Source organism: Maribacter aurantiacus (genome assembly GCF_005780245.1).
In the GTDB taxonomy this organism is placed as follows: domain Bacteria; phylum Bacteroidota; class Bacteroidia; order Flavobacteriales; family Flavobacteriaceae; genus Maribacter; species Maribacter flavus.
The window spans coordinates 24,907-49,784 of the sequence record NZ_VBUK01000002.1; the positions used below are offsets into that span (position 1 = coordinate 24,907).

Sequence of the window (24,878 nt, forward strand, 5' to 3'; positions counted from 1 at the left end):
CATGACGATACTTACCTTACCTAAACAACAAGTACGGATTGACCAAGGGGAACTGGTGGGCTATCGGGTATATAGCCAGGAATTGATACATCAAAAAGGGAGTCCGGGTTGGCGAAATTCGGATACGGAGATGTTTCCCATCATTGGACCCACAAACGAGGCCGATTTCAAAGTGAAAACCCCAAAAGGGATGGCCGTCCAAGACCAGCATGGACTGCTCCGGGAACTGGAATATCAACTTTTGGAATCCACCGAAACAAAAGCTGTTTTTGAAAAGCGCTATAAGGCGAATACACGTATAAAAAATTCCAAATACCCTGGGAAGTCGGCCGCACCGGAACTTTTTTGGCCCTATGATTTTTCGTTTGTAAAGTCCTACTATTTGAAAGAAGATGGTCTGGAAATCCGTTTTGAAATCAAAGGGGAAGAAGGCATGCCCTTTATGTTAGGATACCACCCGGCCTTCAACCTTGTAACGGAGCAATCAATTATCAAGACCCAGGAAGAACAAATTTCCATCCCGGAAGTTATGGCGGTGGGGAGCAGGGCCCTTCAGGTACCCAAGGAATCCTCGATCATACTCAATGACCAATTGGAACTGACCATCAAGACCGAAGGTTTTGAACACTTTATGCTGTGGACGGAAGTCCCCAATATGGTCTGTATAGAACCCATCACTTTTTACCCCTATGCCGTGGAGCAAGCTAATTTGGATACCGGGTTTTTGTATCTTGAGGGAGGGACGGCCAAGCATTTTAAGGTCTTTATATATCCTATTTAGGTAACATTAAAACCAATGAGAAATCTAATTCCAATACTAATTTTATTTTTTTCCTCAAGTTGCGCAACAAAGAAAAATTATTTGACCGACCTTGAAAAAATTGGACTATTAGGAAATGTAAAATATTTGAAATTTATCCATCAGTCCAACCAAGAAAATGAATTTGATGATTCAGATGAAGAAGTTGCAATTTTTGATAATGAATACTTTTTCAATAAAAGTGGAATGATTGCGGAACAAAGAGAATACAGCTCCAATGAATTAAGCCAAACGATTCTCTTTTCGTAGGACAAAAACAATTTATTAATCTCAAAAGGGTATTATGATGGCGAAAAAAAGCTTACAATGAGGTCAATATTTGAAAACAAACTGAACAATAAAAGGAAACTTTATAGACAAACGGAATATAGGGCATGGGAAAAGTCTTTGTCCGATACTACGAATGTGCGTTACAATATCTTTCCTTATGAAATCATTGAGTATTTATACGAGGTCAACGGTAAACTAAGTAAACAAAACTATTATCAATCGAATACTTCGTTTAAAATTGCTCTTGAATACCAGGAAAAAAGAATAATTAAAGAAACCATCATCAGCTTATCTGATGAAAGTATATGGGGTTCGACTCAATATAACTGTTTAAAATTCGACCAAAATCAAAATTGTATTGAATACAAGGACACAAAAGTTAAAATTGAATATCATAAATAAGGATACCTAAACCCCCTACGCTGGCGCAAGCATCCGTGCTTGTGCCTTTCCAGATCCAAATTAGAGGCTTAAGACATTATCGAATGGCTACCTCCCCTCCGCTGGCGCAAGCATCCGTGCTTGTGCCTTTCCACGTACCTCGCCCTTTCAGGGCTTACTATGTATATGTGTTATTCGGTGGGACTGCTTCTCTAACTTTGGTCTTACCTAATTTTGCCACGTGGGATTTGTTTACTTTTGAAACGTGAACCGTTTTCTACCATTTTTGGAATGGGCTACTACCTATAAAAAGGCCTATTTTATAAAAGACCTGATCGCAGGACTTACCGTGGGCATAGTTTTGGTCCCGCAAGGTATGGCCTACGCCATGATTGCCGGTTTGCCTCCAGTCTATGGTTTGTACACCGCCTTGGTTCCCGTGTTGACCTATGTGTTTTTAGGCACCTCACGCAAAGTGGCCATGGGGCCCGTGGCCATGGATTCCCTACTGGTAGCCGCGGCTTTGGGAACGTTCGCTATAAGCAATGTTGCGGACTATATTGCTTTGGCGGTCGTGTTGGTGTTGATCGTTGGGGCTGTGCAATTGCTGCTAGGTATATTCAGGATGGGCTTTTTGGTCAATTTTCTGTCAAAGCCTGTTATCAGTGGATTTACTTCGGCTGCCGCCATTATCATTATGGTGAGTCAGTTAAAGCACTTGCTGGGAATCCCTGTCCCGAATAGCAATCATTTTCATGAAATTGTAGCCTTGACATGGCAGCAGCTGGGGAACACCAACCCCTATGATTTGGGATTGGGCATTCTAGGTATTGTACTGATTCTGGGATTTAAAAAATGGAAAAAAAGCTTTCCCGCGGTGCTTTTGGTGGTCGTATTGGGCATTCTAGCCGTTTACTATTTTGGTTTGGGTGTATACGATATGAAGTTAGTAGGCGAAGTTTCCAAAGGCTTGCCCTCCTTTGACCTGCCCAAAATCACCATTGAAACTATAAAAAGCCTTTGGCCCATGGGTGTCGCATTGGCCTTGGTAGGATACTTGGAGACCATATCCATAGGTAAGGCCATGGAAGAGAAAAGCGGGGAAGAGACCATAGATGCCAATCAGGAATTGATTGCCTTGGGGGCATCCAATATCCTAGGTTCTTTTTTTCAATCCTATGCTTCCACGGCCAGTTTTTCCAGGTCGGCCATCAATCAGGAAGCAGGTGCCAAAACCAATTTAGCGGGCTTTTTCAGTGTGGTCTTGGTTGTGCTTACGCTGTTGTTTTTTACACCTGTTTTCCAATACCTGCCCAATACGGTACTGGCAAGTATTATTATGGTTTCCGTTTTTGGGCTAATTGATTTGGACTATGCCAAGTACTTATGGGTAGACCGGAAGGATGAATTCGGGGTGTTGTTGCTTACTTTTTTGATTACGCTTTTTATCGGGATTACCCAAGGAATCGTTGTGGGAACGCTGCTATCATTATTGCTGATGGTGTATCGAACCTCCAAACCCCACTTTGCGGAGTTGGGGAATCTGAAGGGGTCCGATTATTATAAGAACATCAATCGGTTTAACGATGAGGTCATAATCCGAAAGGATTTATTGATTGTTCGGTTCGATTCCCAACTCTATTTTGGGAATTCGGGCTATTTCAAAAAGAAGCTGTTAAAACAGATCAAGGGAAAGGGGTCCGATTTAAAGGCGGTTATCTTAAATGCCGAGGCCATGACCTACATCGATGCCACGGGTGCGGACGTGCTTTCCAAGCTCATCCATGAAATCCATGAAATGGGGCTGCAATTCTATATTGCAGGTGCTATCGGGCCCATGCGCGACATCATTTTTACCACCAATATCATCAATGAACTTCAAAAGGAATTTCTCTTTGTAACCACCAAGGAGGCTGTCGATTATTTTGATAATGCCAATCAATTGTCCACACTCGGTGCCAGGGTGGCCCATCAGAACAAAAAAGCACGGTAGAAAATTACTTTTATATGCCGATGTATATGACGGAAATCATAAAATTCCCTGTTCCTTCGATATAATTTTAGTCCGTTGTTTAAACCACCAGAAGGGAAAGAACCCTTCAATAAATAGTGCGAAAACAAAACTTTAAATTTTGGACTTATGAATACCATACTGCCATTAGTAAACTGGAGCAACGGGATTATCATGATCGGCGTTTTTGCCGCTGTGGTGATTGCCCTTGTTGTGGTCACCCTTAGCCTTATGAACAGCGGAAAGGGAAAACAGTCTTAGGGGTATCCCTTTGATTGAACACATATTTTCGTACATTTAAATAAACCGGAATCAGGGGAGCGTTAATTAATGTGCGCCTTTGCTTTCCAATTATTTAAAGTATGCTGAAGAGTTTTATCAAACGTATAGGGGTAATGAATTGTATTATGCTCCTAGTCGTGCTTTCCATTATAGTGGTATCCGAGGTCATGTTCCTGACAGGACAAAAGCTGGAGGCCATATTCATTGCATTTTGGGCACCTACTATCTTGGGCTTTATGAACTATTTAAAGTACAGGAAATAGTGGAGGTAGTATTGATTTATTCCATCATCGTAGGGATTGTTTTTGTCCTTTGGTTGTTTTTTGTGATCAAGATGTATCACAAACTAAAGGACTGACCGTATTCAATAGGTCTCAGCTCTCGTAAAGCTCAGAATGCCTTTCGGACTTTTCCTAACGAAAGCTTCCACGATACGTTGCGTTTCCAAGGTGTTTTTTTGTCTGGTTAGATAGGATTCAAAATCATCTTGGGTACTAAGTGGCGTGTCTTTGGGTATAAAGCCATATCCCGTATATAGGTTTTCCTGTACCAGCACAAAACCGTTCTCTTCAGGGTTTCTCCCTTTGAGTCTAATGGCGAAGTCCGATTTTGTTTCTCCCAGCGATGCTATGGCCTTCCTTACCCGCTGATTGTATACTTCCAAATGATCAATATCGGAACAAATCCCGATGCAATTTTTTATCCTAAAATGCGAACAGGTGTCCACGTTATCCTGGAGGTGGCAATATTTTGGACAGAGCCCAAAGCTTTCGCACAGTGCTTCCAAAAAGGTCCTACATTCAGAAATACTGTATAGCACCAGCAGGGGATTGGGCGCCATATTGATTTTGTTGTAGGCCAAATGCAGGATTCCGTTGCGGTCCTCATAACTAAATAGTGCGTACTGCTGAATTTTTCGTTTCTGGGCGCGATTGAATTTTGGATAGTGCTTCTTGATTTCCGCCGATTCCAGCAAAAGTGCGATCAATTCGTTTCCCGTTTCCTCAAAGTCCAGGTAGGCCGTTTCATTACACAACGCAATTTCCTTGGTGGATTTATCGTAGAAATGCCCCAACACCCTCTTTTTAATGTTGATGGCCTTGCCCACGTATATGATATGTCCTTTCCCATCCTTAAAATAATAGATGCCGGGCGTGGTGGGTAACTTTTCAAATTCGCTTTTGGGTAGGGAGGGGGGCAGCGTAGCTTCCTGTGATTTGGCGTTCAGGAAGGACTTAAATACTTTTTCGGCATCGTGGGTCCGCAACAGCTTGTGGAACAAAAGCATGGTGGCATGGGCATCACCCCGGGCCCGGTGTCTATTGGAAAGGGGTATCCCCACGGCGGAGCATAATTTCCCAAGACTGTAGGAATGATACCCGGGAAGCAGTTTTCTGGACAACCGCACCGTGCAGAGCTTCCTTCTTGAAAACTCGATTCCAAGGAGCTGCAGCTCGTTTTTGATGACATTGTAATCAAAATTGACGCTGTGCGCCACAAAAATGGCATTGGAAGTAATCTCCAGGATTTTTGGAGCTATTTCGGCCAATTTTGGAGCATTTCGTACCATATCGTTGTCAATCCCCGTAAGTCCGGTAATGAAAAAGGGTATCTCACATTCGGGATTTACCAAGGAGGTAAATTCATCCACCACCGCATGCCCATCGTATTTAAAGATGGATATTTCGGTAATCCTGTTACCCTTGATTCCGTTTCCGGTGGTTTCTATGTCTACGATGCAGTACAAAATAGCGATTGAAAAAGGCCACCTTAAAGTTAGTTCAATTTAAGGAAAGGGAAATAGGGCATCATTAAGAAATACTTATTTCGATCGTTCCAAATGCACGATGATCGATTTACTGATGGGGGTGTTGCTTTTATCCGCGTAGTGGTTGTGGGGAACGACCATATTCGCTTCGGGGAAATAGGCTCCCAAATTCCCTTGCGGGATATTATAAGGGACGATTAAAAATTTTTGGGCACGTCGCTCTACCGAATCATAGTTGCTTACCAAATCCACGATATCCAAGCGCTTATAGCCGAATCGCTCCATGTCCTTCGGATTCATAAAAAGTACGCGGCGTTCGTTCTGTATGCCCCTGTACCGGTCGTTTAGGCCGTAAATGGTGGTGTTGAACTGATCGTGAGAACGTATCGTCATCAATAGGAATTCATTGGGCTTACGTTCATGTGACGCCATTTTGCAAATACTGAATTTGGCTTTTCCATGTTCCAATTTACTGAAATCCAGCTCCCTAACATTGTTAGGTAAATAATACCCAGATCCTTTGGAATCTTTTTGAACCGATTCAAAACCTTTCAGGATTTCGGACATTTTTTCACGGATGGTATCATAATCCTTGCCCAAATCTTCCCACGCTACGGGATGCTGGTTTTTAAAATACGCATTTGCAATACCCCCAATAATCTCCGGTTCGCTTTTTAAATGTTCCGATTTCGGTTGTAGCACCCCTTTGGTCCTGTGCACTTTGCCCATACTATTTTCCACGGTCAAGAATCTCTCTTTTCCGTTGGCATTGTCTTTTTCGGACCGACCCAATGTCGGTAAGATCAACGCGGTCTTACCGGTAATCAAATGACTTCGGTTCAGTTTGGTACTGATTTGAACGGTCAAGTCGCAGTTTTGAAGCGCTTCCGCTGCATAGTTGGTATCGGCCACGGCAGATGCAAAATTTCCTCCCAGCCCAATGAACACCTTGGCCCTTCCTTCGTGCATGGCCTCAAGGGCCTTTACCGTATCCAAGCCTTCTTTGTTAGGGGGTGTAAAACCAAATACCTTTTCAATACTTTGGTTCAGTTCCTTGGAAACATGGTGCATGATGCCCACCGTACGGTCTCCCTGGACGTTGCTGTGACCCCTTACCGGACAGGTCCCGGTACCCGGTTTTCCCAGACTTCCTTTTAGGAGAAGGAGGTTCACGCATTCCTTGATGTTGTCCACGCCATTTTTATGCTGGGTAAGACCCATGGCCCAACAGATGATGATTTTATTTTTTTCCGCTAGCAAGCTAACCGCTTCGTCAATCGTTTCTTCGGGAATACCGCAACGTTCCAAAAGTTCGTTTTCGGAGTATCGTTCCAAATCCTTTAGGAGTTGATCAAATCCCTCGGTATAGGTTTTAATGAAGTTGTGGTCGAATACGGATTTGCCACTTCGTTCCAGATGGGCCAACTTTTTCAGTAGTAATTTGAGGAGGGCTACGTCCTCATTGATTTTTACCTGCAGATGGATATCCGTGAGGGAAGTCCCTTTGGTAATCCCGGATAGGGATTGCGGGTCCTTAAACCGAATCAATCCGGCCTCTGCCAAAGGATTGATACTGATGATCTTTCCGCCGTTCTTTTTACATTTTTCCAGTGCGGACAGCATTCGCGGATGGTTTGTACCCGGATTTTGGCCCATAACGATGATTACTTCGGCCTCTTCAAAATCCTCCAATTTTACAGATCCCTTGCCAATGCCCAAGGTTTCGGACAGGGCAACGCCACTACTTTCGTGGCACATATTGGAACAGTCCGGCATGTTGTTGGTGCCAAAGGCCCGGACAAAGAGTCCGTATAGGAAGGCCGCCTCGTTGCTTGACCGTCCCGAGGTGTAAAAAATAGCTTCGTCCGGGGATGCCAATGATTTTAGATGTACGGCAATCGTGTCAAAGGCGGCGTCCCAGGAAATAGGCTCGTAATGAATACTTCCTTCCCTTAAAATCATCGGCTGGGTCAACCTGCCACTTTTTCCAATATGGAAGTCGGACCATGTGGAAATTTCCTCAACGCTGTGTTTTTTGAAAAAATCGGCGTCCACCTTTTCGTACGTAGCCTCCTCCGCAAGGGCCTTTGCCCCGTTCTCACAGTATTCGCCAAGCTTGGAAGGTTTTTCCGGATCGGGCCACGCACATCCGGCACAGTCGAATCCGTCCTTTTGGTTCATTTTGGAAAGCGTGCCCAAGGCTTCCAAAGCCCCCATTTCCTTAAAAGTATGCTGAATCGCCACTTTAATCCCTGGAAATCCTGCGGCAAATTCCTTGGAGTCTGTCAGTGAGATAATGGTCAATCGTGTGTCACCGGTAAGTGAAATGTTTCGTTTGAATGGGGAAGGCATAGAAAATGTTTCCCACTAAGGTAATCCAAAGAAAGGAAAAAGAAGTCCGCGAAAAGGACGATTGCTGCACCAAAAAAGTTTCTTGATTAATTGGACTCCTCTACGGTGTCTATTTCTGCTAGCCTACCCGTATCGTTTTGGTCGATTGACGTCGAATTGTCTTTGATAACAAATTCAGAAACCAAGTCCGTTTCCTTGTTGCAGGAGGTTGAAAATATAATTAGAACAAAAGCAAGTAGTGCTAGGGTAGGGAACTTGGAAAGACGTATTTTCATTTAAATTGCTATCAGTAAATGGGCATTTGGTCAATTGGGTCGGCCAAAAATAGATTTTGAAATTATTTTCACGATTAAAAGAGCAATTTTTTCGATGAAATGCACACATAAAGTTATTAAGATAGATTGTTAATAACTTTTTAACCGAGTTCCAAAGCATATTTTGGCTAGTTTTAGGCGGAAGTTTGAGAAGAAATAAAATTGAAATACGATGAACGTAAAAATCCCGATGCTTCTTCTTTTTATAGTCCTAGCCGGTGGCTTGGCCAAGGCACAAGAGGGTCATACCAACATAGTGCTGATAACCCTGGATGGTTTTCGCTGGCAGGAGCTGTTCTCGGGTGCGGATTCCCTCTTGGTGGCCCATAGCGACTATGTCCATGATACTACGGAGCTACGGAAACTGTTTTGGAGGAGTTCCCCAATGGAGCGACGTAAGACCCTTCTACCCTTTGTTTGGAACACCGTAGCCTCCATGGGACAGATTCATGGAAACCGAAATCATGGGAGCAAGGTGGATTTGACCAATGCGATGTGGTTTTCCTACCCGGGGTACAACGAGATATTGACCGGAAAGGCCGATGATGACCATATCACTAGTAATGATAAGATTCCAAATCCCAATAGGACATTTTTGGAAATTGCCCACGGTGATACACGATACCACGGCAAAGTGGCCGCCTTTGGTAGTTGGGACGTATTCCCGTATATCATCAATGAGGAACGTTCAGGGGTTCCGGTCAATGCAGGTTTTGATGTTGCCAAAGGTGACGATATCACAGAGCGGGAAAAATTCCTGAACGAATTGCAACCAAAAGTGCCAAGTCCGTGGGGCTCTGTTCGGTTGGATGCTTTTACGCATTATTTCGCATTGGAAGAAATGAAAAAAAACCACCCAAAAGTGGTGTATATCGCTTATGGGGAAACGGACGACTTTGCCCATGATGGGGATTACGGAGCTTATTTGAAATCGGCCCATACAACCGATACCTTTATAAAAGAGTTGTGGGATTTTACACAATCCGACAGTTTTTATAAGAACAATACGCTTTTTGTAATCACAACGGACCATGGACGCGGGACACAACCCTTGGATACGTGGAAAAGCCATGGATCGGAAATAGCAGGTGCCGGAAGTGTTTGGTTGATCGCTTTTGGAAAGGGAGTTAAGGCAAAAGGGGAGGTTACGACAAACGAACAGTTGTTCAGCAATCAAATAGCGCCAACAATTCTTCAACTATTGGGTTTACAAAGTGACGATATCAAAATACCCGGAGCCGCCTTGAATTTCGAATAGCGGAAAAGCGCGGTAACGATGCTAACCCTGGACGTAAGTAAGGACAATTGACAAAAGGGATTTTTTTTAAAGTTTCACCTCTATTTCCCGAACCTTTATGGCTTGTTCCCGCAACAGGTTTTGAAAAATGACGACCGTTCTCTCCTGATATTCCTCCGGAATCCTACCACCGATCATCCAATTTTTTTTGATAAACCGCTTGTCGTTCAATTTGAACTCATTGCAAAGACAGGTAAGGGCTGCCTCGCGGGTGGAGTCGTTCATGTTACTGAACATGGTTTTGATATTTTTTATCATCGGTAAAGATGGTCGGTTTTCAAATATAAATAAATATTGATACCGTACGCTTCTTTTTAATCAACAGGTTTTTAACAGTGTACGTTTTTCCCTTGGTTCCAAACCGCTGATTTAAAACCTTTAAGATTGCTACGTATGGAGACCAAACCTTGCCCCGAACCGTGATTTATTGCTTGAAATTTTATTTTGTGCTCGAACACATTTTTTGTATCATTGTTCTATTGAAGTTTAATATCGTGGAAAACGGCTTCGGATTTTAGACTTTGCAATGAGCGTAACGTTAAGAAATTGAACCTTGTTGGATACGAGAATACATATTGTGGCCCCCGGGAGGACCTGCCTTTTTGGCGACCATCAGGATTATCTGGGGCTTCCGGTAATTGCCTGTGCCATAAATCGGTATATATTTTTGAAGGCAACACCCAATGAGTATGGGGTTTTTAGAATTCAGATGGAGGATATCGATTCCAAAAGGGTTATCCCCATTTCTCAGGAATTCAAAACATTGGAACCCCGTGATTATTTTGGGTCGGCACTTCGCGTTTTAAAACGGGAAGGCTGTGTTCCTGTCCAAGGGTATGATGTGGAAATTACGGGAAATATTCCCATTAATTCCGGAAATTCCAGTTCCTCGGCGGTCTTGCTGGCGTGGATTTATTTTTTGGTGGAGGCCTTTGGCCTGGATAGACCGGTAACCAAGGAATTTTTGGCGGAATTGGGCTATAGGGCGGAAATTTTGGAACATAAGGAACCGGGCGGAATGATGGACCATTTCAGCATTGGCGTGGGTGGCGTGTTACATATCAAAACAAATCCGCCTTTTGAATGCCAGCCCATCGGTTCTCAACTGCAAGGGATGGTAACGGGCGTATCAGGGGTTCCAAAAGAAACGGTGGGACTTTTGGCAAGGGTAAAGGGGAACGCCCTAAAATCCATTCAACGGGTAACTGATAAATTTCCGGATTTCATTATTCAAAAAGCCACCATTTCGGACCTAAAAAAATATACTTCGATTCTACCAATGGAATTGGTGCCTTATTTTGAAGCGGCCATTGAAAACCATGATATTACCCAAAAGGCATTATTGGAATTTCAAAAACCCAATCTTAACCTACCCGAAATAGGCAAGTTGATGACGGCCCATCATACCATTTTAAAGGATAAATTGAAGATTACAGTGCCTAAAATAGATGCCATGATCGATGCCGCTCTACAACAAGGTGCCTACGGTGCCAAAATTGTGGGCTCCGGTGGCGGCGGAAGTATCGTTGTCCTTACGGAACCCGGTACAGAAGGTAAAATAGTTGAAGCCCTCCTCTCCGTTGGGACCAAGGAGGCATATCCCATACAGGTCGATGCCGGATTGCGCATCCCAAATTCGACCCATTTTAAAATCTAAAAACCTATCAAAATGAAATCAAAATCCAGAAGAAATTTTATCAAATCCACGTCCCTTGCGGCCACAGGTGCGGCCCTTTGGCCACAGTTTTCAATGGGAATGAACTTTTCCGCCCAAAAGCTCAGGGTGGGTATGATCGGCGTAGGGCTTCGAGGAACCAATCACCTTAGTAACCTATTGCAACGTGACGATGTTTTGGTAACCGCTATTTGTGACATCGACCAGGCCAGAATAAAGATTGCCCTGGACATGATTTCTGAAAAAGGGGGTACCAAACCACAGGTATTCGGTAAGGGCGATTTGGATTATAGAAATCTTTTGGAGCTTAAAGAGGTGGATGCCGTTATCATCGCGACCCCATGGTTATGGCACACACGAATGGCCAAGGATGCCATGCTGGCCGGAAAGTATGCAGGATTGGAAGTGTCCGCAGCGAACACCATGGAGGAGTGCTGGGATTTGGTAAATACCCATGAGAGTACGGGAACCCATATGATGATTTTGGAGAACGTAAACTATCGTAGGGATATCTTGGCGGTACTGAACATGGTCCGTCAAAATGTATTTGGGGAGCTGGTACATTTTAGATGCGGCTATCAGCATGATTTACGGGGCGTTAAGTTCAACGACGGAAAGGAACCCTACGGTGTAGGGGCCGAATTTGGCGAAAAGGGAATTTCCGAGGCCAGATGGCGTACGCAACATTCCCTGTTGAGAAATGCCGATGTATATCCCACCCATGGCGTGGGACCCATTGCCGCGATGTGCGATATCAATAGGGGGAACAGGTTTGTGTCGCTTACGTCCCATGCCACAAAGGCAATAGGCTTGCATAATTATATTGTGGCCAAGGGCGGAAATGACCATCCAAACGCCAAATTGAAATGGAAGCAGGGCGATGTGATTACCACCACCATTGATACCTCGAACGGGGAGACCATTATCGTTACCCATGACTGCAACCTGCCCAGACCCTATTCCTTGGGCTTTAGGGTACAAGGGGCGAACGGCCTCTGGGAAGTGGACGGAAACCGGATCTATATTGAAGGTCAGTCCGAACCTCACCGATGGGACGCCGCTGATGAATGGCTCAAAAAGTATGACCATCCACTTTGGGTTAAATATGGGGAATACGCCACCGGCGCGGGCCATGGCGGTATGGACTTTTTTGTAATTAATGCCTTTGTGGAATCCGCCAAGGCCAATATCGCTCCGCCCATGGACGCCTATGACGCTGCGGCCTGGAGTGCCATAACCCCATTGTCAGAACTATCCATCGCCAACAATGGCGAACCCCAGGATTTTCCTGATTTTACCCGTGGCAATTGGGTCAAAAGAAAACCGTACAATTGGATAAAGGACACGTATTAACGTTTATTCCTTAATCTTTCACAAGACCGATTAAACAACTTTTTCGGTACGGATTTTACGTTAATCGAGCTATGGAAAAAAGAAACTTTACTATAAAGGACATTGCATCCATGGCGGATGTATCCCGGGGAACCGTAGATCGCGTTCTCAACAATCGCGGCAAGGTTTCGGAGAAGGCCAGAAGGAAGGTAGAGGAAGTACTGCAACGTATTGATTACCGTCCCAATTTGATTGCCAGGACCTTAAAGAACCATCGGCCGTTTACGATTTGGCTGCTCATGCCAGACTACACAAACGATCGGTACTGGCAGCAAATGTATCAAGGCGTGATGGATGCGTATGCGGAGATGGAGCCTTTTGGGATTCGTATTTCGTCCGTTCGCATGGGAAGTACGGAAGATGCTTACTACCAAGATTTTAGCTCCGTGCTGCAAAATAGCCCCGATGCCCTGGTCATTGTCCCTTTTTTTACGGATACCTGTTTCAATCTATACCGAGAACTCGAGGAAAGGAAAATCCCCTTTGTTCTTTTGAACTCCCCAATAAAAGATGTGAATTATGGCTGCTTTATAGGTCAGGATTACTTCATGAGTGGCCGTAACGCCGCCTATTTTATGGATATTTTGACCCGGAGTGTAGCACCCAAAAGAACTATTTTGATACTCCATATAGGTGTACAGACAGAAAATGCCACCCATGTAGAGGAAAAGGAAATTGGTTTTTTGGATTATTTCCGTGAAAGGGACGCTTCAAGTACCATTGAGATTATCCGGTTTGAAGCCGAATTGGATATGGGCTTATTGGATTATAAATTAAGCAAGGCCGATGGATTGTTCATAACCAATTCAAAGACCCATGTAGCCGAGGATCTCTTAAGAAAACACCCATCGGTCAAAATTATTGGGTATGATATGATTCCCGAAAATATCGAACTTTTAAGGGAAGGCACCATCGATATACTACTTAACCAAAACCCGAAACTTCAAGGCTATCACGGCATATCGATAGTGACGGAATATTTGCTGTACCAGCGGGAGATGCCCAAAAACAGACTACTGCCCATAGATGTGCTCACTAAAGAAAACGTTTCTGGGTACCTATAGTTTTTCAAACTTTTAAGAGGCGTTTTTGAGTTCCACTTCGTTCAGCAAAAAGCCAATGTTCTCAATATTTGCCACGTGATAACTTATCAATCGGTTTAAGGACATCATATAGCTCAGTTGCTTGGAATCCTTTTTGATTCCGGATTCTGAAAGGATCTCTTGCAAGTTCTCCGTAATCTCCTGTACGATGGAATCCGTCGTATTACCCGGATTTACATTGATGTGCCTAAGTGCTTGGGCAATGTCGTTTTCATATTTACAACTTAGCTTTAGGTACTCTTCCAGCATTGTTTTTCGGCGTTCGTTCAAAAACCCGATTTTGCTACCGTTGAAAAAATTGTTCACCTGTTTTGAAATGGCATAGAGGTTACTCAGTTCTTTCCCTAATAATTCTTCTTTGTCCATTATATTGTCTTTTTTATGAATACAATGTATGGGAAGACGCCGACATTATGTTGTGCAATAGCCAATTTTTATAACCCGAACGTTCCGTTCGTTGGACTGTCCCTAGGCCTCTAGTACATCGACCCGTTTTACCGTACTACCTCTTTTTCTTAGGAGTTTGATGTCTTCCAGAATCAAGTAGAGACAGGGTACTATAACCAATATGATAGCTGTGGCAAAAACAATTCCGAAACCTAATGAAATGGCCATCGGTATCAAGTAAAAAGCCTGACTGGATGTTTCCAGAATAATAGGTGCGAGACCACCAAAAGTTGTCATCGTGGTTAGGATAATGGGTCGGAACCTACGAAGTCCCGCTTCATGGATGGACTCGTAAATGGAGTCTCCGGCCAACCGGCGTTTGTTGGCAAAATCGATCATGATGAGCGAGTCGTTCACTACCACCCCGGAAAGTGCGATAACCCCCATAAGACTTACCAAGGAAAGGTCATAGCCCAACAAAATATGTCCTATGACCGCACCCACGATTCCAAAGGGAATGGCGGTCATCACGATCAAAGGCTGTGAATAACTGCTGAACGCGATGGCCAGTAGCGCATAGATCAAGAGCATGGCAATGGAAAACCCAGCTTTTAAAGTGTTGGTACTTTCGCGCATATCTGCCTGACTGCCTTCAAAGGTCCACGTGGTGCCCGGGAAATCGCTCCGCAGTTGTGGTAGGACTTCCTCTTGCATGGATGCCAATACCCGACTCACGGAATTGGCCGGTTCTACATCCATCCCAACGTTCACGACCCTTCTACCGTCCCGTCGATTGATGCTGGTGAAGGCTTCGCGCTCCTCAACTTCCACGACGTCCATGAGGGGTACTTCAATTCCGTCCGAAGTACGGATAAGAAAATCCTGTAGATTCTTGATGTCCTTGCGCTCCTCCAATGGAAGTTTTACCCGAACCTCGATTTCGTTCATGCCCCGAAGCTGTCGCATGGCCAATGCACCAAAGAATCCATCCCTCACTTGTCTCCCAATCTCATCGGAAGTTAGGCCTAGATTTCGCCCTTGTGGAAGGAGCTTAAAATCATACTGCAGCTTTCCTTTGTTATAATTGTCCGTAACATCACGCGTATTGGAAAATTCTTTCATCCGTTTTACAAAACTGGCACTTGCCCTTTCCAGCACATCGATATCCGAATGACTAAGGTCCACACTGATTGCCTGCCGGGCCCCGCCCGGTCCACGTTCCGCCTCAAAGGTAATTTGGTCCACGCCTTGAATGTCACCAATATTATCCCGCCAAAGGGCGATCATTTCCCCAGCGGTAATATCGCGCTGGTCCGGGGGCAGCATTACAATTTCCACATCGATAAAGTTCTGTCCCCTAACGTTGGTTTTTATTCCCTCGGCTACTTCGTATAGATTATGCTCCTCGAACATTCGCTGTGTAGCATCGGAGATTTCCTTCGCGACCTTGGCCGCTTGATCTGGTGTAGTTCCAACAGGTAACCGTACCCCGCACTCAATTTCATCGGCAGCGACTTCCGGCATCATGATCATTCCCATATGACCACTGTAACCGTATCCACCAACGATCAATAATAAGGTCACGGCCGCGCATAGGGTAATGTAGCGATACTGGAGGCATTTGTCCAAAACGGGTCGGTACTTATTTTCGATAAAATTGTCAAATCCGGTAGCAAAGGTCCGTTGCCAACCTTCCAGTTTACGAACCCATTTATTTTTGTTCTGTTCCTTTTTTAGATGTGCCAAATGGGAGGGAAGGATGAAAAGTGCCTCGATCAAGGAAACCCCAAGAATAACGATTACAACCGCAGGCAAGGGTTGCCAAAATTTGCCCGTTTCCCCTGGCATAAAAAGCAAGGGCACAAAGGCAATAATCGTAGTTACAATACTGAAAGTTACAGGTAGCGATACATCCTTGGTTCCCGCGATTGCCGCTTTCATGGGGCTGAGACCTTTTTGTCTATACTCATAAACATTTTCGCCCACCACGATGGCGTCGTCTACCACAATACCCAAAACGACCAAAAAACCGAACATGGATATCATATTTACGCTTATGCCGATCAATGGTAGTAAAATCATTCCACCAATAAAGGAAACGGTCATTCCCATCATGACCCAAAAGGCCAATCGGTATTCCAGGAACAAGGTCAGTATGACAAGGACGATAAGGATGGCCAACACGCCGTTTTCGGTCAAAAGGGAAAGTCGCTCTTCATAGTCGGCGGCGCGGTTGCTATCCGTTCTATATTTTATACCCGGAGGTAATTGAAAGTGGTCTAGAATACCTTGGACTTCCTCTGCTATCTTTAATGGGGATTGGTCCCCAATCCTAAAAATACGTAACTCCACATAATTTTCTTGGTTGAACTGACCGTGAAAACCTACTTCCTCAAAACCATCTGTAATCGTTGCGATGTCCTTGAGAAGGAGGTTGGCACCGTCTGCAGAGGAAACTATGGTGATGTTCCCATATTCCTCGGCCCATTGCTTTCGTTCCTGCATACGCAGTAAAATCTCTCCACTTTGCGTTTGTACGGCCCCTGCGGGAACGTCGTTGCTACTTTGCCGGATGATATTCGCAATTTGGCCAAGGGTAAGGTTGTACTTTTGAAGATTGCGTCGGGGTACTTCGATACGCGTTTCATATTCGGGCACATTGCCCAATTCCACTTGGGTAATCTCCGGATTGTTCAGTAGAATGGTCCTGAGCCGCTCTGCCAATTGCCGTAAGGTCCAGATATCGGCATTGCCATATAAGCCGATTTGTATAACATCGCGTTGTCTGTTTTGTAAGGTTACTTCGGGTTCTTCGATATCATCAGGAAAGGTGCGGATACGGTTAATGGCCTGATCGATATCCTGAAAGGCCTTCATTCTTTCGGTCCCGGCCACCAACTCTATGGTTACCTGTCCGGACCCCTCCCGGGCCTCCGATACGATTTCCTTGATGCCGTTGACTCCACGGACCGCCTCTTCCACAGGCTGTAGAATTCCCTGTTCCACTTCCGCAGGGGAAGAACCCGGGTAGGCTACCGATACTTCCACAAAATCCAATTGAAACTCCGGGAAAACCTCTTTTTGGATGGTGTACATGGTGAAAATCCCACCGCCCAACAATAGTAACATCAATAAGTTGGTAGCAATGGAGTTACGGGCCATATAGGCTATGGCACCTTCTTTTCTGGGACGCTTCTTTTTCGTTTTTTCTTTTTCTTCCATGAGATTTTATTCTGATGTTTCCTCGGTTTCCTGCCCTTCCGTACGAAGGCCGATGCCATTGCTTACGGTACTTAGATCGGTGGTGACCACCTTGTCACCCGTTTGTAATCCGTTTGATATATAGGCATACCGATCATCCGTGAGGACAACATCCACCTCCCGTATTTCCAATTTACGGTCTTTCATCACCCAAACGGTCTCCCCCGTACGGACAAGACCTTTATCTAAACGGACGACATTCTCAATGGGAGTTGCATTGATATACACTTCTACAAAGGAACCTATGATAAGCATGGGCATGTCTTCAGAAGTGGACTTTTGACCCAGGGGGTCTTCCACACGGACCAAAACCCGAGCCAAGCGTGTCTGACCATCCAAGGCCCCAATTTGTCCGTCCAAATAGCCCTCTCTATAGGAACCGCTGGGCCAGGTTGTTGAATTTTCTATCCGAACTAGGGACCCTTTTTCAGCACTATTCTGTGGAAATTTCAACCATTGTAGTTTGGAAACGGGAACCGTGGCGTTCACCCAATAATAATCGGTGCCAACGATTCTACCTAGATTATCCCCTTGGGAAACTTGCGAACCCGTAGAAACATTTTGGGTAAGGATATGGGCATCAAAAGGTGCTCGTATGGTGGTCCTTTCCAAATTAAGTTGGGCCTGTTTTACCGAAGCCTTGGAAGCCTCAATGGTCGCCTTTACAGCATTTAGCTGCGGTTTTCTAAGTACCAGTTGGCGTTCTTCTTCAGATAAGGGATTACTTCCGAACAAGGAATCGTCCACAATAAGCTGGAGATCTTGGGATGCAATTTGTTGCCGACCCATTTCGGTATCCAAGGATGTTTGGGATTGCATCAGCTCACTTCTTCTAAGCTCAAGTGTGTTTTCATAGTCCGATGGATCTATCTGCAACAATACTTGGTTCTTTTTTACGAAGCCACCAGGTGTGAAGGCAGGATCTCTTCTAATTATTTGACCGGGCACCAGCGGACTCAACTGAACGTCCTCTACGGGCTGCACGGTACCCGTGGCCACGATAACAGGCTCAAAAGTGCCCTGTTCCACTTCCGTAATATCGACCAACATGGCGGTTTCCACGGTGGCACCTTCAGTTTGGGCCTCAGGTTCCGTTGAGAAAATAAGCGTGGTGATAGCAACACCTGCCAGTAAAATCCCCAAACAAATCCACAGTATTTTTTTGTTGGTCATAATTGTTTTGTTTTTTCATTTCCATTTCAATGTCCAATTCACGGTCCGTTTCAAACCCTCCGGCCAATGCGCGGTACAGGTCTATTCGAATCTGAATCTGCTGCAATTGTGCGGCCAAGTAGTCCCTTCGCAACTGTTGCTCTGCATCCAGTCCAATGAGTACGTCCAGGTACGGGCTAAAACCGTTCAGGAACTCGACCCGTAGTTGCTTGTTGCTTTTCTCCGCTAGGTCCAATTGCCTTTCGATGTTCTCAAGGCGCTCTTTTTGCATGATGTCCCTAGTGACTCCGTTTTCCACTTCTTGAAAGGCCGTTAGGGTAGCCTGTCCGTATTCATATAATCTTTGACGTTTGATGGCCTCTGTTCGATTCACTTCGGCACTGAGTTGGCCACCATAAAATAAAGGCGCCAATAGATTTCCGGCGATGGAGTAGGCCCAATTTTTAAAGAGATTGTCAAAATTATTGGAACGCAGTTGTCCTCTGGCGCTCAATGAAAGCCTAGGATATTTACTTTTTACTGCGGATGCCATATCGCGATCGGCCGCCAACAACAAGGAATAGGATCTTTGTAAATCTGGCCGTCTTCTAACCAGTTCCAGAGGCAGTCCCGTTTCCGGTAATTCATGTAATTGGGGCAATGATGGGGACTCCAGGTCCAAAGGTGACTGTGGCTGTTTTCCGAGCAGTACGGCGAGCTGGTTTTCCAGAAGCTCCACATTGGTCATGAAGATAATTCGCTGTTCCTTGGTGCTTTCCAATAATTGCGCTTGTCGCAAAATATCAACGGCCCTGATTTGGCCGCCAACGAACCTGGAACGAATCAGTTTGATGATGTCCTCGTTGACCGCAATCTGCTCTTCCGTTATTTCCAGTTGTTTTTTAGCGACGAGCAACTGATACCACGTGGAAGCTATTTGGGCGGAGAGCGTAATTGCCGCTGTTCTGTAGTCGTAAAGACTTGCGTCTGCCCGAAGTTTTTCCGCCTGTACCGCTGTACGGATCCTTCCCCATAAATCTACTTCGTATGAAGTGGAAAGTCCCAATTGGGTATTCTCACCACCCACGAAATCCGGTTCCGGAAAATTTCGTGCCGTTTGTGCGGAGGCATCTATCTGTGGCCATTTATTAGACGCCTGTCTACGCACCACTGCTTTGGTTGCCATAAACTGTTGCCAAATGGCCGCCAAGTCCATGTTGGATTGCAAGGCGCTATCCATGAGGACGTTCAATTGTTCATCTTCAAAAGCGGTCCACCACTTGTCTTTCAATACCATGGAGCCTGAAGTTGAAAACTCCTGAACATTTTCAATAGGGAGTGACACATTGGTGAATTTGGGTGAACAGCCAATGAAAATAAGTACAGAAATTAGTACATATGCAAGGGGATTCCCTTTTATGCTTATTTTTTTAAAAGGTGTTTTTTTTTGAAATATGTGGCAAGTTGGTCGCGGTATCTTTACCATATCCCATAAAGTACCTTTTTTACTGGAATTTGTGTACTAACAAAAACTTAAAAATCCGCCAAATACCCATATTGGGTTATATGAGTTAAAGATTCTACGGAAAAAGCACTAAGCGTAATCAGGTAACGGATTTGTAAGGGCATAAAGACTGTTTATGACTTGGAATCTCTATATTGTATCCTATCCCGGATCTCCCCGTTTTCCCTGTGGATAATGACATCCGCATTATATTTTCGTGCCAATCTTTTGGCTTTTTCCAAGGCCGTACTCTGTTTTCGGTGCTTGCTGGTAATTCGCTTATTTCCTTCGCGGCGAACGGCCCAGCCATCTTCGTAAGGAACCACATGTTGGTGCCAGGTTCTTGTTCTATTTAGGCTTCGGGAGCTGTTGAAAAAGACTTCAAGGAGTTCTAAAGGGGAGCGGATTATGGATTTGCCTGAGGTCATTATTTTTATACACATTTAAATGAATTAAAATTTGAAGTTTCAAAAATAGTGAGGGATGTTTTTTGAAAATAATAGCATTCAGTCTTATTTAAAAGTCATTAATCGATTTGTGAGAAATTTCGAAGTGTTTTTTCCTATATTAGCCCGTAATCCAATCATTCCTTCCAACATAAATCAATTTAATTTTTGAAAAACCAACCTAATTATTCAACCAAACATATAGTTGTTTTTTTTCTATTTCTCCTAACTTATAGCCTACAATCACAGGAATTGGAATGGGCGTTTTCAGACGGGGGGCATCTAACTGAAAGGGCGTTGAACGTTGAGAAAGTTCCCGGTGGAGTAGTTTTTCTTTCAAGTAACGGTTTGGAAAAGAGAAACGAAACTGGCCAACAGTTGTGGCGATTCGATTTTTTTGGTTTAGATGAGTACAGGTATTCTTCAAAACCTAGTCTCGGGGCAATTGCCGTAGACGAATCAGGAAATATTTATGCACGGCTGACTTTTCCTTCCAATAATTCCAATGATACGAGTATCTCCACTGTTTCCAATATAGACATACCGCATGGCAACTCAATAATCAAGATTAATTCGGAGGGCAAATTGTTATGGGCCCGAAAAATTACTGGGTCTAAGAGCGTCAGGGTGGAATACCATAAAGGTAGTATATATGCTATCGGACTCTTCAGCGATACCTTAAACATCGACGACACCTATTTATTTGATAATATTGAAAACACGGAGTGTGGGAATTCATATGAAGATCTTTATGCGGAGGACATATTTATAGCTAAATGGAATACCATTGGTCAAATACAGCATGGTGTACGTTTGGGTGAGGCTGCATACGACCGGTTAAAGGCTGTTACCCTAGATCAGAAAGGAAATATGTTTCTTGCCGTAAATTATGGTGAATCCTATTGTACCCCTAATGAGAACCGGATTTATAAAATAAGTCCCGATCTTGAGACCCTTTGGTCCAAAACCATAGTCAAGGAGTATGAACAAGGTAACGGAACGGGTCTTCTCAATCCCACAGATCTCTACGTCGGGCCCAATGGTAAGCTTTATTACTGGTGTTATGTTTCGGGTAAGGTTTTCACCGACACGATACGAATAGCAAACTTGGCCAACTACGGTTCCGCGGCCGCATTGGTCGAATTCAATGCAAGGGATGGCTCCTTTCTGAACTATCGCTTTTTTGAAGGCTTTTCAGTATATAGCCAGAGGGGCCATATGGCCTATTATAAGGATCATTTATTAATTGCTACCAGTTTTCGGGAAACCCAGGAATTCGACAATGGAAGCATCACAACAGTCAATCCCGGGGAAGAACCGGTGTTGCTTAAGGTGGATTTGAACAGCTTCAACTTTGACCACGTAATGCACCTTAGTGGCATTCCACAGCCTTATCACACTTCCGTAAAGGATTGGTCCGGACCTGTTGTCGTCGATGGAGATAATTTATATTATTCAGGTAGCTTTTCTTCCGATACACTTAATCTGACGCCGAATGTGAATCTCTACAACAATAGTGGTAACAATGACCAGGATTACTTCCTAACGAAATATAGCTTTGCCGGTCTTGATTTTTCCACTACGGAGATAGACGATGATGGCGACGGCGTATCCAATGCCATGGACCTGTGCCCGAGTACGGCTCTAGGTGAAGAGGTAGACGAACAGGGTTGTAGTCTTGTTCAGAAAGATTCAGACCTGGACGGAGTGACCGACGATTTGGATACTTGTCCCGATACCATTCCAGGTGCTGAGGTCAATTCCGAAGGTTGTTCCCAGGAGCAAATTGATACCGACGGTGATGGTGTTCCAGATTTCAGGGACAATTGCAGCGAAACGGAAGCAGGGGTGTTGGTGAATGAGGATGGATGTGAAATTGTTACCCTTGATTCCAATTTATTTCAAATCGAGACTGTTGGCGAAGCTTGTGAAGATGCTAATAATGGAAGTATTTTTATACAAACACAGGATTCATCAAGAGCTTATCGGGTTATATTGAATGGTTCCCAAGAAATATCATTTACAGGAGAAACCCTAATTGAAAACCTCAAAGCGGGGCAATATGATCTCTGTATTCTTGCTGACGGTTTAGATTCAGATATGCTGTGTTACACCTTGACCATAGCGGCTGGGACAGAAATTTCACTGGTTGGGATAGTCAATCTCGGTGCCCGGACTCTAAATTTAGAATTATCGGGAGGTACCGTTTATAAAATCAACTTCAATGGTAAACTCTTGCAAACTACCCAATCCTATTTGGAACTAGATTTAAAAGAAGGGTTAAATCAAGTTAACGTTACTACTGATCTTTTATGTCAAGGAAACGCAACCTATAAAGTTGATTTGGGGTCAGCTTTACGTGTGGCGCCAAATCCATTTTCAGATGAGATTGACCTTTCATATTTGAGTAATTCGAATGTTGTTACTGTAAATATATATAATCAAACCGGTCAGCAAGTTTATCAAAAATGGTTCGGCCCATGGGAGCCCATAATACTAAAAGATTTATCACATTTGAAAACAGGGGTGTATCTTTTGGAATTCTTGGGCAACGATACGTACTATTCTCAAAAAATTATTAAGAGATGAAATTGATCCGGTCTATTATCTTAATGCTATTGATTGCTTTGTCCTGTTCCAAGAACGATAATTCATCGTTACCAGAGGAAAGCAATGAGGCTGTTGCCGTTAAACTGCAGTTTCCGCTCAATAATTCTGAGTGTACTACAGGCGTTGATCAAGGGGCAGATAGAATCCTTGTAGGGTTTCAATGGGCAATTGCAGAAAACGATTTATACGAGTTAGTAGTAGAAAACCTTTCAACAAATCAAATTTCTAGGACCAACACCTCCAATAACTCGGCAGAGGTTCAACTTGAAAAGAACACGCCCTACCAATGGTATGTTGTTTCAAGTGTGTCGACGTCGAATTCTAAAATTGAAAGTGAACGTTGGAAATTTTATGTAGCTGGCCAAGGAATATCAAATTATGCTCCTTTTCCTGCTGATTTGATTAGCCCTGAAGAAGGAGCGAATTACAGTGAAGACGTTCAACAGCTAATTCTTGAATGGCAAAGTTCAGATATCGATGACGAATCAATCTCATATGATGTATTTGTCGGTTCCGAGAACCCACCCGTTGAAATGGTAGCTTCTGATTTGGTCGAACCGACTTTTGAATTTTCGACTCAGCTAATAGGTCAAAAGTACTGGCAAATTGTTACGAGAGATGCAAGTGGTAACAGTTCATATTCGAAAGTAGGTGCTTTTGGAATAGGTGATGAAACAGGATTTATTTCCTTTGAAATTCAAGAGAATGGGACTACTTATAGCGCCGTTTTTGAACCTGAGAGCAAAGAAATAAGAATACAGCTCGGCAATTTTCAATACGAAAAACTGGCCCCTCAAATTGTAATGAAAGAGGGATATTCGGTCAACCCTGCAAGTGGCGAAATGTTCAATTTTCATGATGATTTGTTTTATATAGTGACCGACCCAAAAGGTAATGAAACAAGATATGATGTAATAATTGAAAGCGGGCAGCATGAGGTGGAGTCTTTTAAGGTTCAACAGGGTAACGAAATATATCACGGTATAATAAATTCAGAAACGGCTACAATTACTATTGAAATGGGTAATTTCGATTACACCAATGTTACTCCTATTATTGAATTATCAAATAGGGCAACTGTTGAAGTTTCTGAAGTTGCCCCCATGGATTTGACAACACCAGCAACATTTACCGTTGTTTCGGAAATCGGCACTTCTAAGGAGTTTACGGTTCGAGCACCAATAGGTATGTCAAGGTTGATATCCTATTTCAGAAATCCAGGTTTTGAATTTTCTGACGCTGGTTGGGAGGATATAGGATACAAAGTTTTCGCTGGTTCAACACAATACATATACGCCACAAATGTACAGGACCGAGGTCAAGTAACTATCGAACTCGTAAATAGTTCCGGGAATACATTTCCATTAAATAATTTTAGAAGCTCTTACTTTCATCAACATAGTTTGGAAACTTCTTCATCCACTAATTCCTTTAATACGGTAATACCGACTGACCTTCCGGCTGGAATCTATACTTTAATGATAATCGAAGGTTCTCGAATTAAAACTTATCCTCAACAGATGGAAGTGATAAATGATGACCGTGTAATACGAATTAATAGTATTAACAAGACAGATTTTGTCCGAGGAGATACGCTCGTTATGACAGGAGTAAATTTAAGAAAAGAGTTTATGGTTAAAACTGATGGGGAATTTCATACATTCAATGAATACGTGTATGATCTCGAATTAAACCAAGATAGTACAGAGCTTCGTTTGCCCATTAGTAATAATACTTATAATCGTTTAAAATCTTGGGGTGGAACCAATGAAAAGCCCTTGGCAATTCAAAGGTCAATAGAAGGGTACGATTATAAGCTCAATTCAAATGTTATTTATTTCAATGTAAATTAG

General features: G+C 43.8%; 21 protein-coding genes. 12 read left to right on the plus strand and 9 right to left on the minus strand.

Features of this window, described 5'->3' with window-relative positions:
* Window position 1 precedes the first annotated feature (1 nt).
* The 6 genes from FEK29_RS05305 (at window position 2) to FEK29_RS05325 (ending at window position 4,027) form a co-directional block, all read left to right on the plus strand.
* Window positions 2-781, plus strand: a complete 780-nt coding sequence (locus FEK29_RS05305) for an aldose epimerase family protein (RefSeq protein WP_138257387.1) — start codon at window positions 2-4, stop codon at window positions 779-781.
* Window positions 782-796: 15 nt separating this feature from the next.
* Complete coding sequence (locus tag FEK29_RS05310; protein ID WP_138257388.1) at window positions 797-1,069, plus strand: hypothetical protein; 273 nt, start codon at window positions 797-799, stop codon at window positions 1,067-1,069.
* A 57-nt stretch (window positions 1,070-1,126) separates the two neighbouring features.
* Complete coding sequence (locus tag FEK29_RS05315; protein ID WP_138257389.1) at window positions 1,127-1,492, plus strand: hypothetical protein; 366 nt, start codon at window positions 1,127-1,129, stop codon at window positions 1,490-1,492.
* A 244-nt stretch (window positions 1,493-1,736) separates the two neighbouring features.
* The gene (locus FEK29_RS05320) at window positions 1,737-3,464 is read left to right on the plus strand and encodes a SulP family inorganic anion transporter (RefSeq protein WP_138257390.1); all 1,728 of its coding nucleotides are present in this window, start codon (window positions 1,737-1,739) and stop codon (window positions 3,462-3,464) included.
* A 147-nt stretch (window positions 3,465-3,611) separates the two neighbouring features.
* Window positions 3,612-3,743, plus strand: a complete 132-nt coding sequence (locus tag FEK29_RS18160) for a hypothetical protein (protein WP_262710129.1) — start codon at window positions 3,612-3,614, stop codon at window positions 3,741-3,743.
* 101 nt (window positions 3,744-3,844) lie between these two features.
* Complete coding sequence (locus FEK29_RS05325) at window positions 3,845-4,027, plus strand: hypothetical protein (RefSeq protein WP_138257391.1); 183 nt, start codon at window positions 3,845-3,847, stop codon at window positions 4,025-4,027.
* A 101-nt stretch (window positions 4,028-4,128) separates the two neighbouring features.
* Here the strand turns inward: FEK29_RS05325 and FEK29_RS05330 are convergent, their stop codons facing one another.
* From FEK29_RS05330 to FEK29_RS05340, 3 genes are all read right to left on the minus strand, one after another.
* Window positions 4,129-5,511, minus strand: coding sequence for an exonuclease domain-containing protein (locus tag FEK29_RS05330; RefSeq protein ID WP_193554879.1), 1,383 nt, complete (start codon window positions 5,509-5,511; stop codon window positions 4,129-4,131).
* Between the two features lie 75 nt (window positions 5,512-5,586).
* Window positions 5,587-7,884, minus strand: a complete 2,298-nt coding sequence (locus tag FEK29_RS05335) for an FdhF/YdeP family oxidoreductase (RefSeq protein WP_138257393.1) — start codon at window positions 7,882-7,884, stop codon at window positions 5,587-5,589.
* A gap of 86 nt (window positions 7,885-7,970) precedes the next feature.
* Window positions 7,971-8,159 carry a hypothetical protein gene (locus FEK29_RS05340; protein WP_138257394.1) on the minus strand — a complete coding sequence of 63 codons (189 nt, stop codon included), beginning with the start codon at window positions 8,157-8,159 and terminating at the stop codon, window positions 7,971-7,973.
* A gap of 211 nt (window positions 8,160-8,370) precedes the next feature.
* On the opposite strand from FEK29_RS05340, the gene FEK29_RS05345 reads away from it, so the two are divergent.
* Window positions 8,371-9,456: a sulfatase-like hydrolase/transferase gene (locus FEK29_RS05345; protein WP_138257395.1), complete on the plus strand. Its 1,086-nt coding sequence runs from the start codon at window positions 8,371-8,373 to the stop codon at window positions 9,454-9,456.
* 66 nt (window positions 9,457-9,522) lie between these two features.
* Here the strand turns inward: FEK29_RS05345 and FEK29_RS05350 are convergent, their stop codons facing one another.
* Window positions 9,523-9,753 carry a hypothetical protein gene (locus tag FEK29_RS05350; RefSeq protein ID WP_138257396.1) on the minus strand — a complete coding sequence of 77 codons (231 nt, stop codon included), beginning with the start codon at window positions 9,751-9,753 and terminating at the stop codon, window positions 9,523-9,525.
* A gap of 298 nt (window positions 9,754-10,051) precedes the next feature.
* On the opposite strand from FEK29_RS05350, the gene FEK29_RS05355 reads away from it, so the two are divergent.
* The 3 genes from FEK29_RS05355 (at window position 10,052) to FEK29_RS05365 (ending at window position 13,626) form a co-directional block, all read left to right on the plus strand.
* Window positions 10,052-11,152, plus strand: coding sequence for a mevalonate kinase family protein (locus tag FEK29_RS05355; RefSeq protein WP_138257397.1), 1,101 nt, complete (start codon window positions 10,052-10,054; stop codon window positions 11,150-11,152).
* Window positions 11,153-11,164: 12 nt separating this feature from the next.
* On the plus strand, window positions 11,165-12,523 hold the full coding sequence (locus tag FEK29_RS05360) for a Gfo/Idh/MocA family protein (protein ID WP_138257398.1): 1,359 nt from the start codon (window positions 11,165-11,167) through the stop codon (window positions 12,521-12,523).
* A 71-nt stretch (window positions 12,524-12,594) separates the two neighbouring features.
* A complete protein-coding gene (locus tag FEK29_RS05365) occupies window positions 12,595-13,626 on the plus strand; it encodes a LacI family DNA-binding transcriptional regulator (protein WP_138257399.1) in 1,032 nt (343 codons plus the stop codon).
* Window positions 13,627-13,638: 12 nt separating this feature from the next.
* Here the strand turns inward: FEK29_RS05365 and FEK29_RS05370 are convergent, their stop codons facing one another.
* From FEK29_RS05370 to FEK29_RS05390, 5 genes are all read right to left on the minus strand, one after another.
* Window positions 13,639-14,031: a hypothetical protein gene (locus FEK29_RS05370; RefSeq protein WP_138257400.1), complete on the minus strand. Its 393-nt coding sequence runs from the start codon at window positions 14,029-14,031 to the stop codon at window positions 13,639-13,641.
* A gap of 102 nt (window positions 14,032-14,133) precedes the next feature.
* On the minus strand, window positions 14,134-17,274 hold the full coding sequence (locus tag FEK29_RS05375; RefSeq protein ID WP_138257401.1) for an efflux RND transporter permease subunit: 3,141 nt from the start codon (window positions 17,272-17,274) through the stop codon (window positions 14,134-14,136).
* 6 nt (window positions 17,275-17,280) lie between these two features.
* The gene (locus tag FEK29_RS05380) at window positions 17,281-18,486 is read right to left on the minus strand and encodes an efflux RND transporter periplasmic adaptor subunit (RefSeq protein WP_138257402.1); all 1,206 of its coding nucleotides are present in this window, start codon (window positions 18,484-18,486) and stop codon (window positions 17,281-17,283) included.
* Complete coding sequence (locus FEK29_RS05385) at window positions 18,398-19,810, minus strand: efflux transporter outer membrane subunit (RefSeq protein WP_240042672.1); 1,413 nt, start codon at window positions 19,808-19,810, stop codon at window positions 18,398-18,400. The genes FEK29_RS05380 and FEK29_RS05385 overlap by 89 nt, the downstream gene beginning before the upstream one ends.
* Window positions 19,811-20,103: 293 nt before the next feature.
* Window positions 20,104-20,397: a DUF2188 domain-containing protein gene (locus FEK29_RS05390; RefSeq protein WP_138257404.1), complete on the minus strand. Its 294-nt coding sequence runs from the start codon at window positions 20,395-20,397 to the stop codon at window positions 20,104-20,106.
* A 315-nt stretch (window positions 20,398-20,712) separates the two neighbouring features.
* Between FEK29_RS05390 and FEK29_RS05395 the strand changes: the two genes are divergently transcribed.
* Both FEK29_RS05395 and FEK29_RS05400 read left to right on the plus strand, forming a co-directional pair.
* Window positions 20,713-23,004, plus strand: coding sequence for a T9SS type A sorting domain-containing protein (locus tag FEK29_RS05395; protein ID WP_161595319.1), 2,292 nt, complete (start codon window positions 20,713-20,715; stop codon window positions 23,002-23,004).
* A complete protein-coding gene (locus FEK29_RS05400) occupies window positions 23,001-24,878 on the plus strand; it encodes a hypothetical protein (protein WP_138257406.1) in 1,878 nt (625 codons plus the stop codon). Before FEK29_RS05395 ends, FEK29_RS05400 begins: the two co-directional genes overlap by 4 nt.

Bases quoted from the DNA above. Each gene is read 5' to 3' on its own strand.
- FEK29_RS05305 (WP_138257387.1), top strand. From the start codon at position 2: ATGACGATACTTACCTTACCTAAACAACAAGTACGGATTGACCAAGGG.
- FEK29_RS05310 (WP_138257388.1), top strand. From the start codon at position 797: ATGAGAAATCTAATTCCAATACTAATTTTATTTTTTTCCTCAAGTTGC.
- FEK29_RS05315 (WP_138257389.1), top strand. From the start codon at position 1,127: ATGAGGTCAATATTTGAAAACAAACTGAACAATAAAAGGAAACTTTAT.
- FEK29_RS18160 (WP_262710129.1), top strand. From the start codon at position 3,612: ATGAATACCATACTGCCATTAGTAAACTGGAGCAACGGGATTATCATG.
- FEK29_RS05325 (WP_138257391.1), top strand. From the start codon at position 3,845: ATGCTGAAGAGTTTTATCAAACGTATAGGGGTAATGAATTGTATTATG.
- FEK29_RS05335 (WP_138257393.1), bottom strand. From the start codon at position 7,884: ATGCCTTCCCCATTCAAACGAAACATTTCACTTACCGGTGACACACGA.
- FEK29_RS05340 (WP_138257394.1), bottom strand. From the start codon at position 8,159: ATGAAAATACGTCTTTCCAAGTTCCCTACCCTAGCACTACTTGCTTTT.
- FEK29_RS05345 (WP_138257395.1), top strand. From the start codon at position 8,371: ATGAACGTAAAAATCCCGATGCTTCTTCTTTTTATAGTCCTAGCCGGT.
- FEK29_RS05350 (WP_138257396.1), bottom strand. From the start codon at position 9,753: ATGATAAAAAATATCAAAACCATGTTCAGTAACATGAACGACTCCACC.
- FEK29_RS05360 (WP_138257398.1), top strand. From the start codon at position 11,165: ATGAAATCAAAATCCAGAAGAAATTTTATCAAATCCACGTCCCTTGCG.
- FEK29_RS05365 (WP_138257399.1), top strand. From the start codon at position 12,595: ATGGAAAAAAGAAACTTTACTATAAAGGACATTGCATCCATGGCGGAT.
- FEK29_RS05370 (WP_138257400.1), bottom strand. From the start codon at position 14,031: ATGGACAAAGAAGAATTATTAGGGAAAGAACTGAGTAACCTCTATGCC.
- FEK29_RS05375 (WP_138257401.1), bottom strand. From the start codon at position 17,274: ATGGAAGAAAAAGAAAAAACGAAAAAGAAGCGTCCCAGAAAAGAAGGT.
- FEK29_RS05380 (WP_138257402.1), bottom strand. From the start codon at position 18,486: ATGACCAACAAAAAAATACTGTGGATTTGTTTGGGGATTTTACTGGCA.
- FEK29_RS05390 (WP_138257404.1), bottom strand. From the start codon at position 20,397: ATGACCTCAGGCAAATCCATAATCCGCTCCCCTTTAGAACTCCTTGAA.
- FEK29_RS05400 (WP_138257406.1), top strand. From the start codon at position 23,001: ATGAAATTGATCCGGTCTATTATCTTAATGCTATTGATTGCTTTGTCC.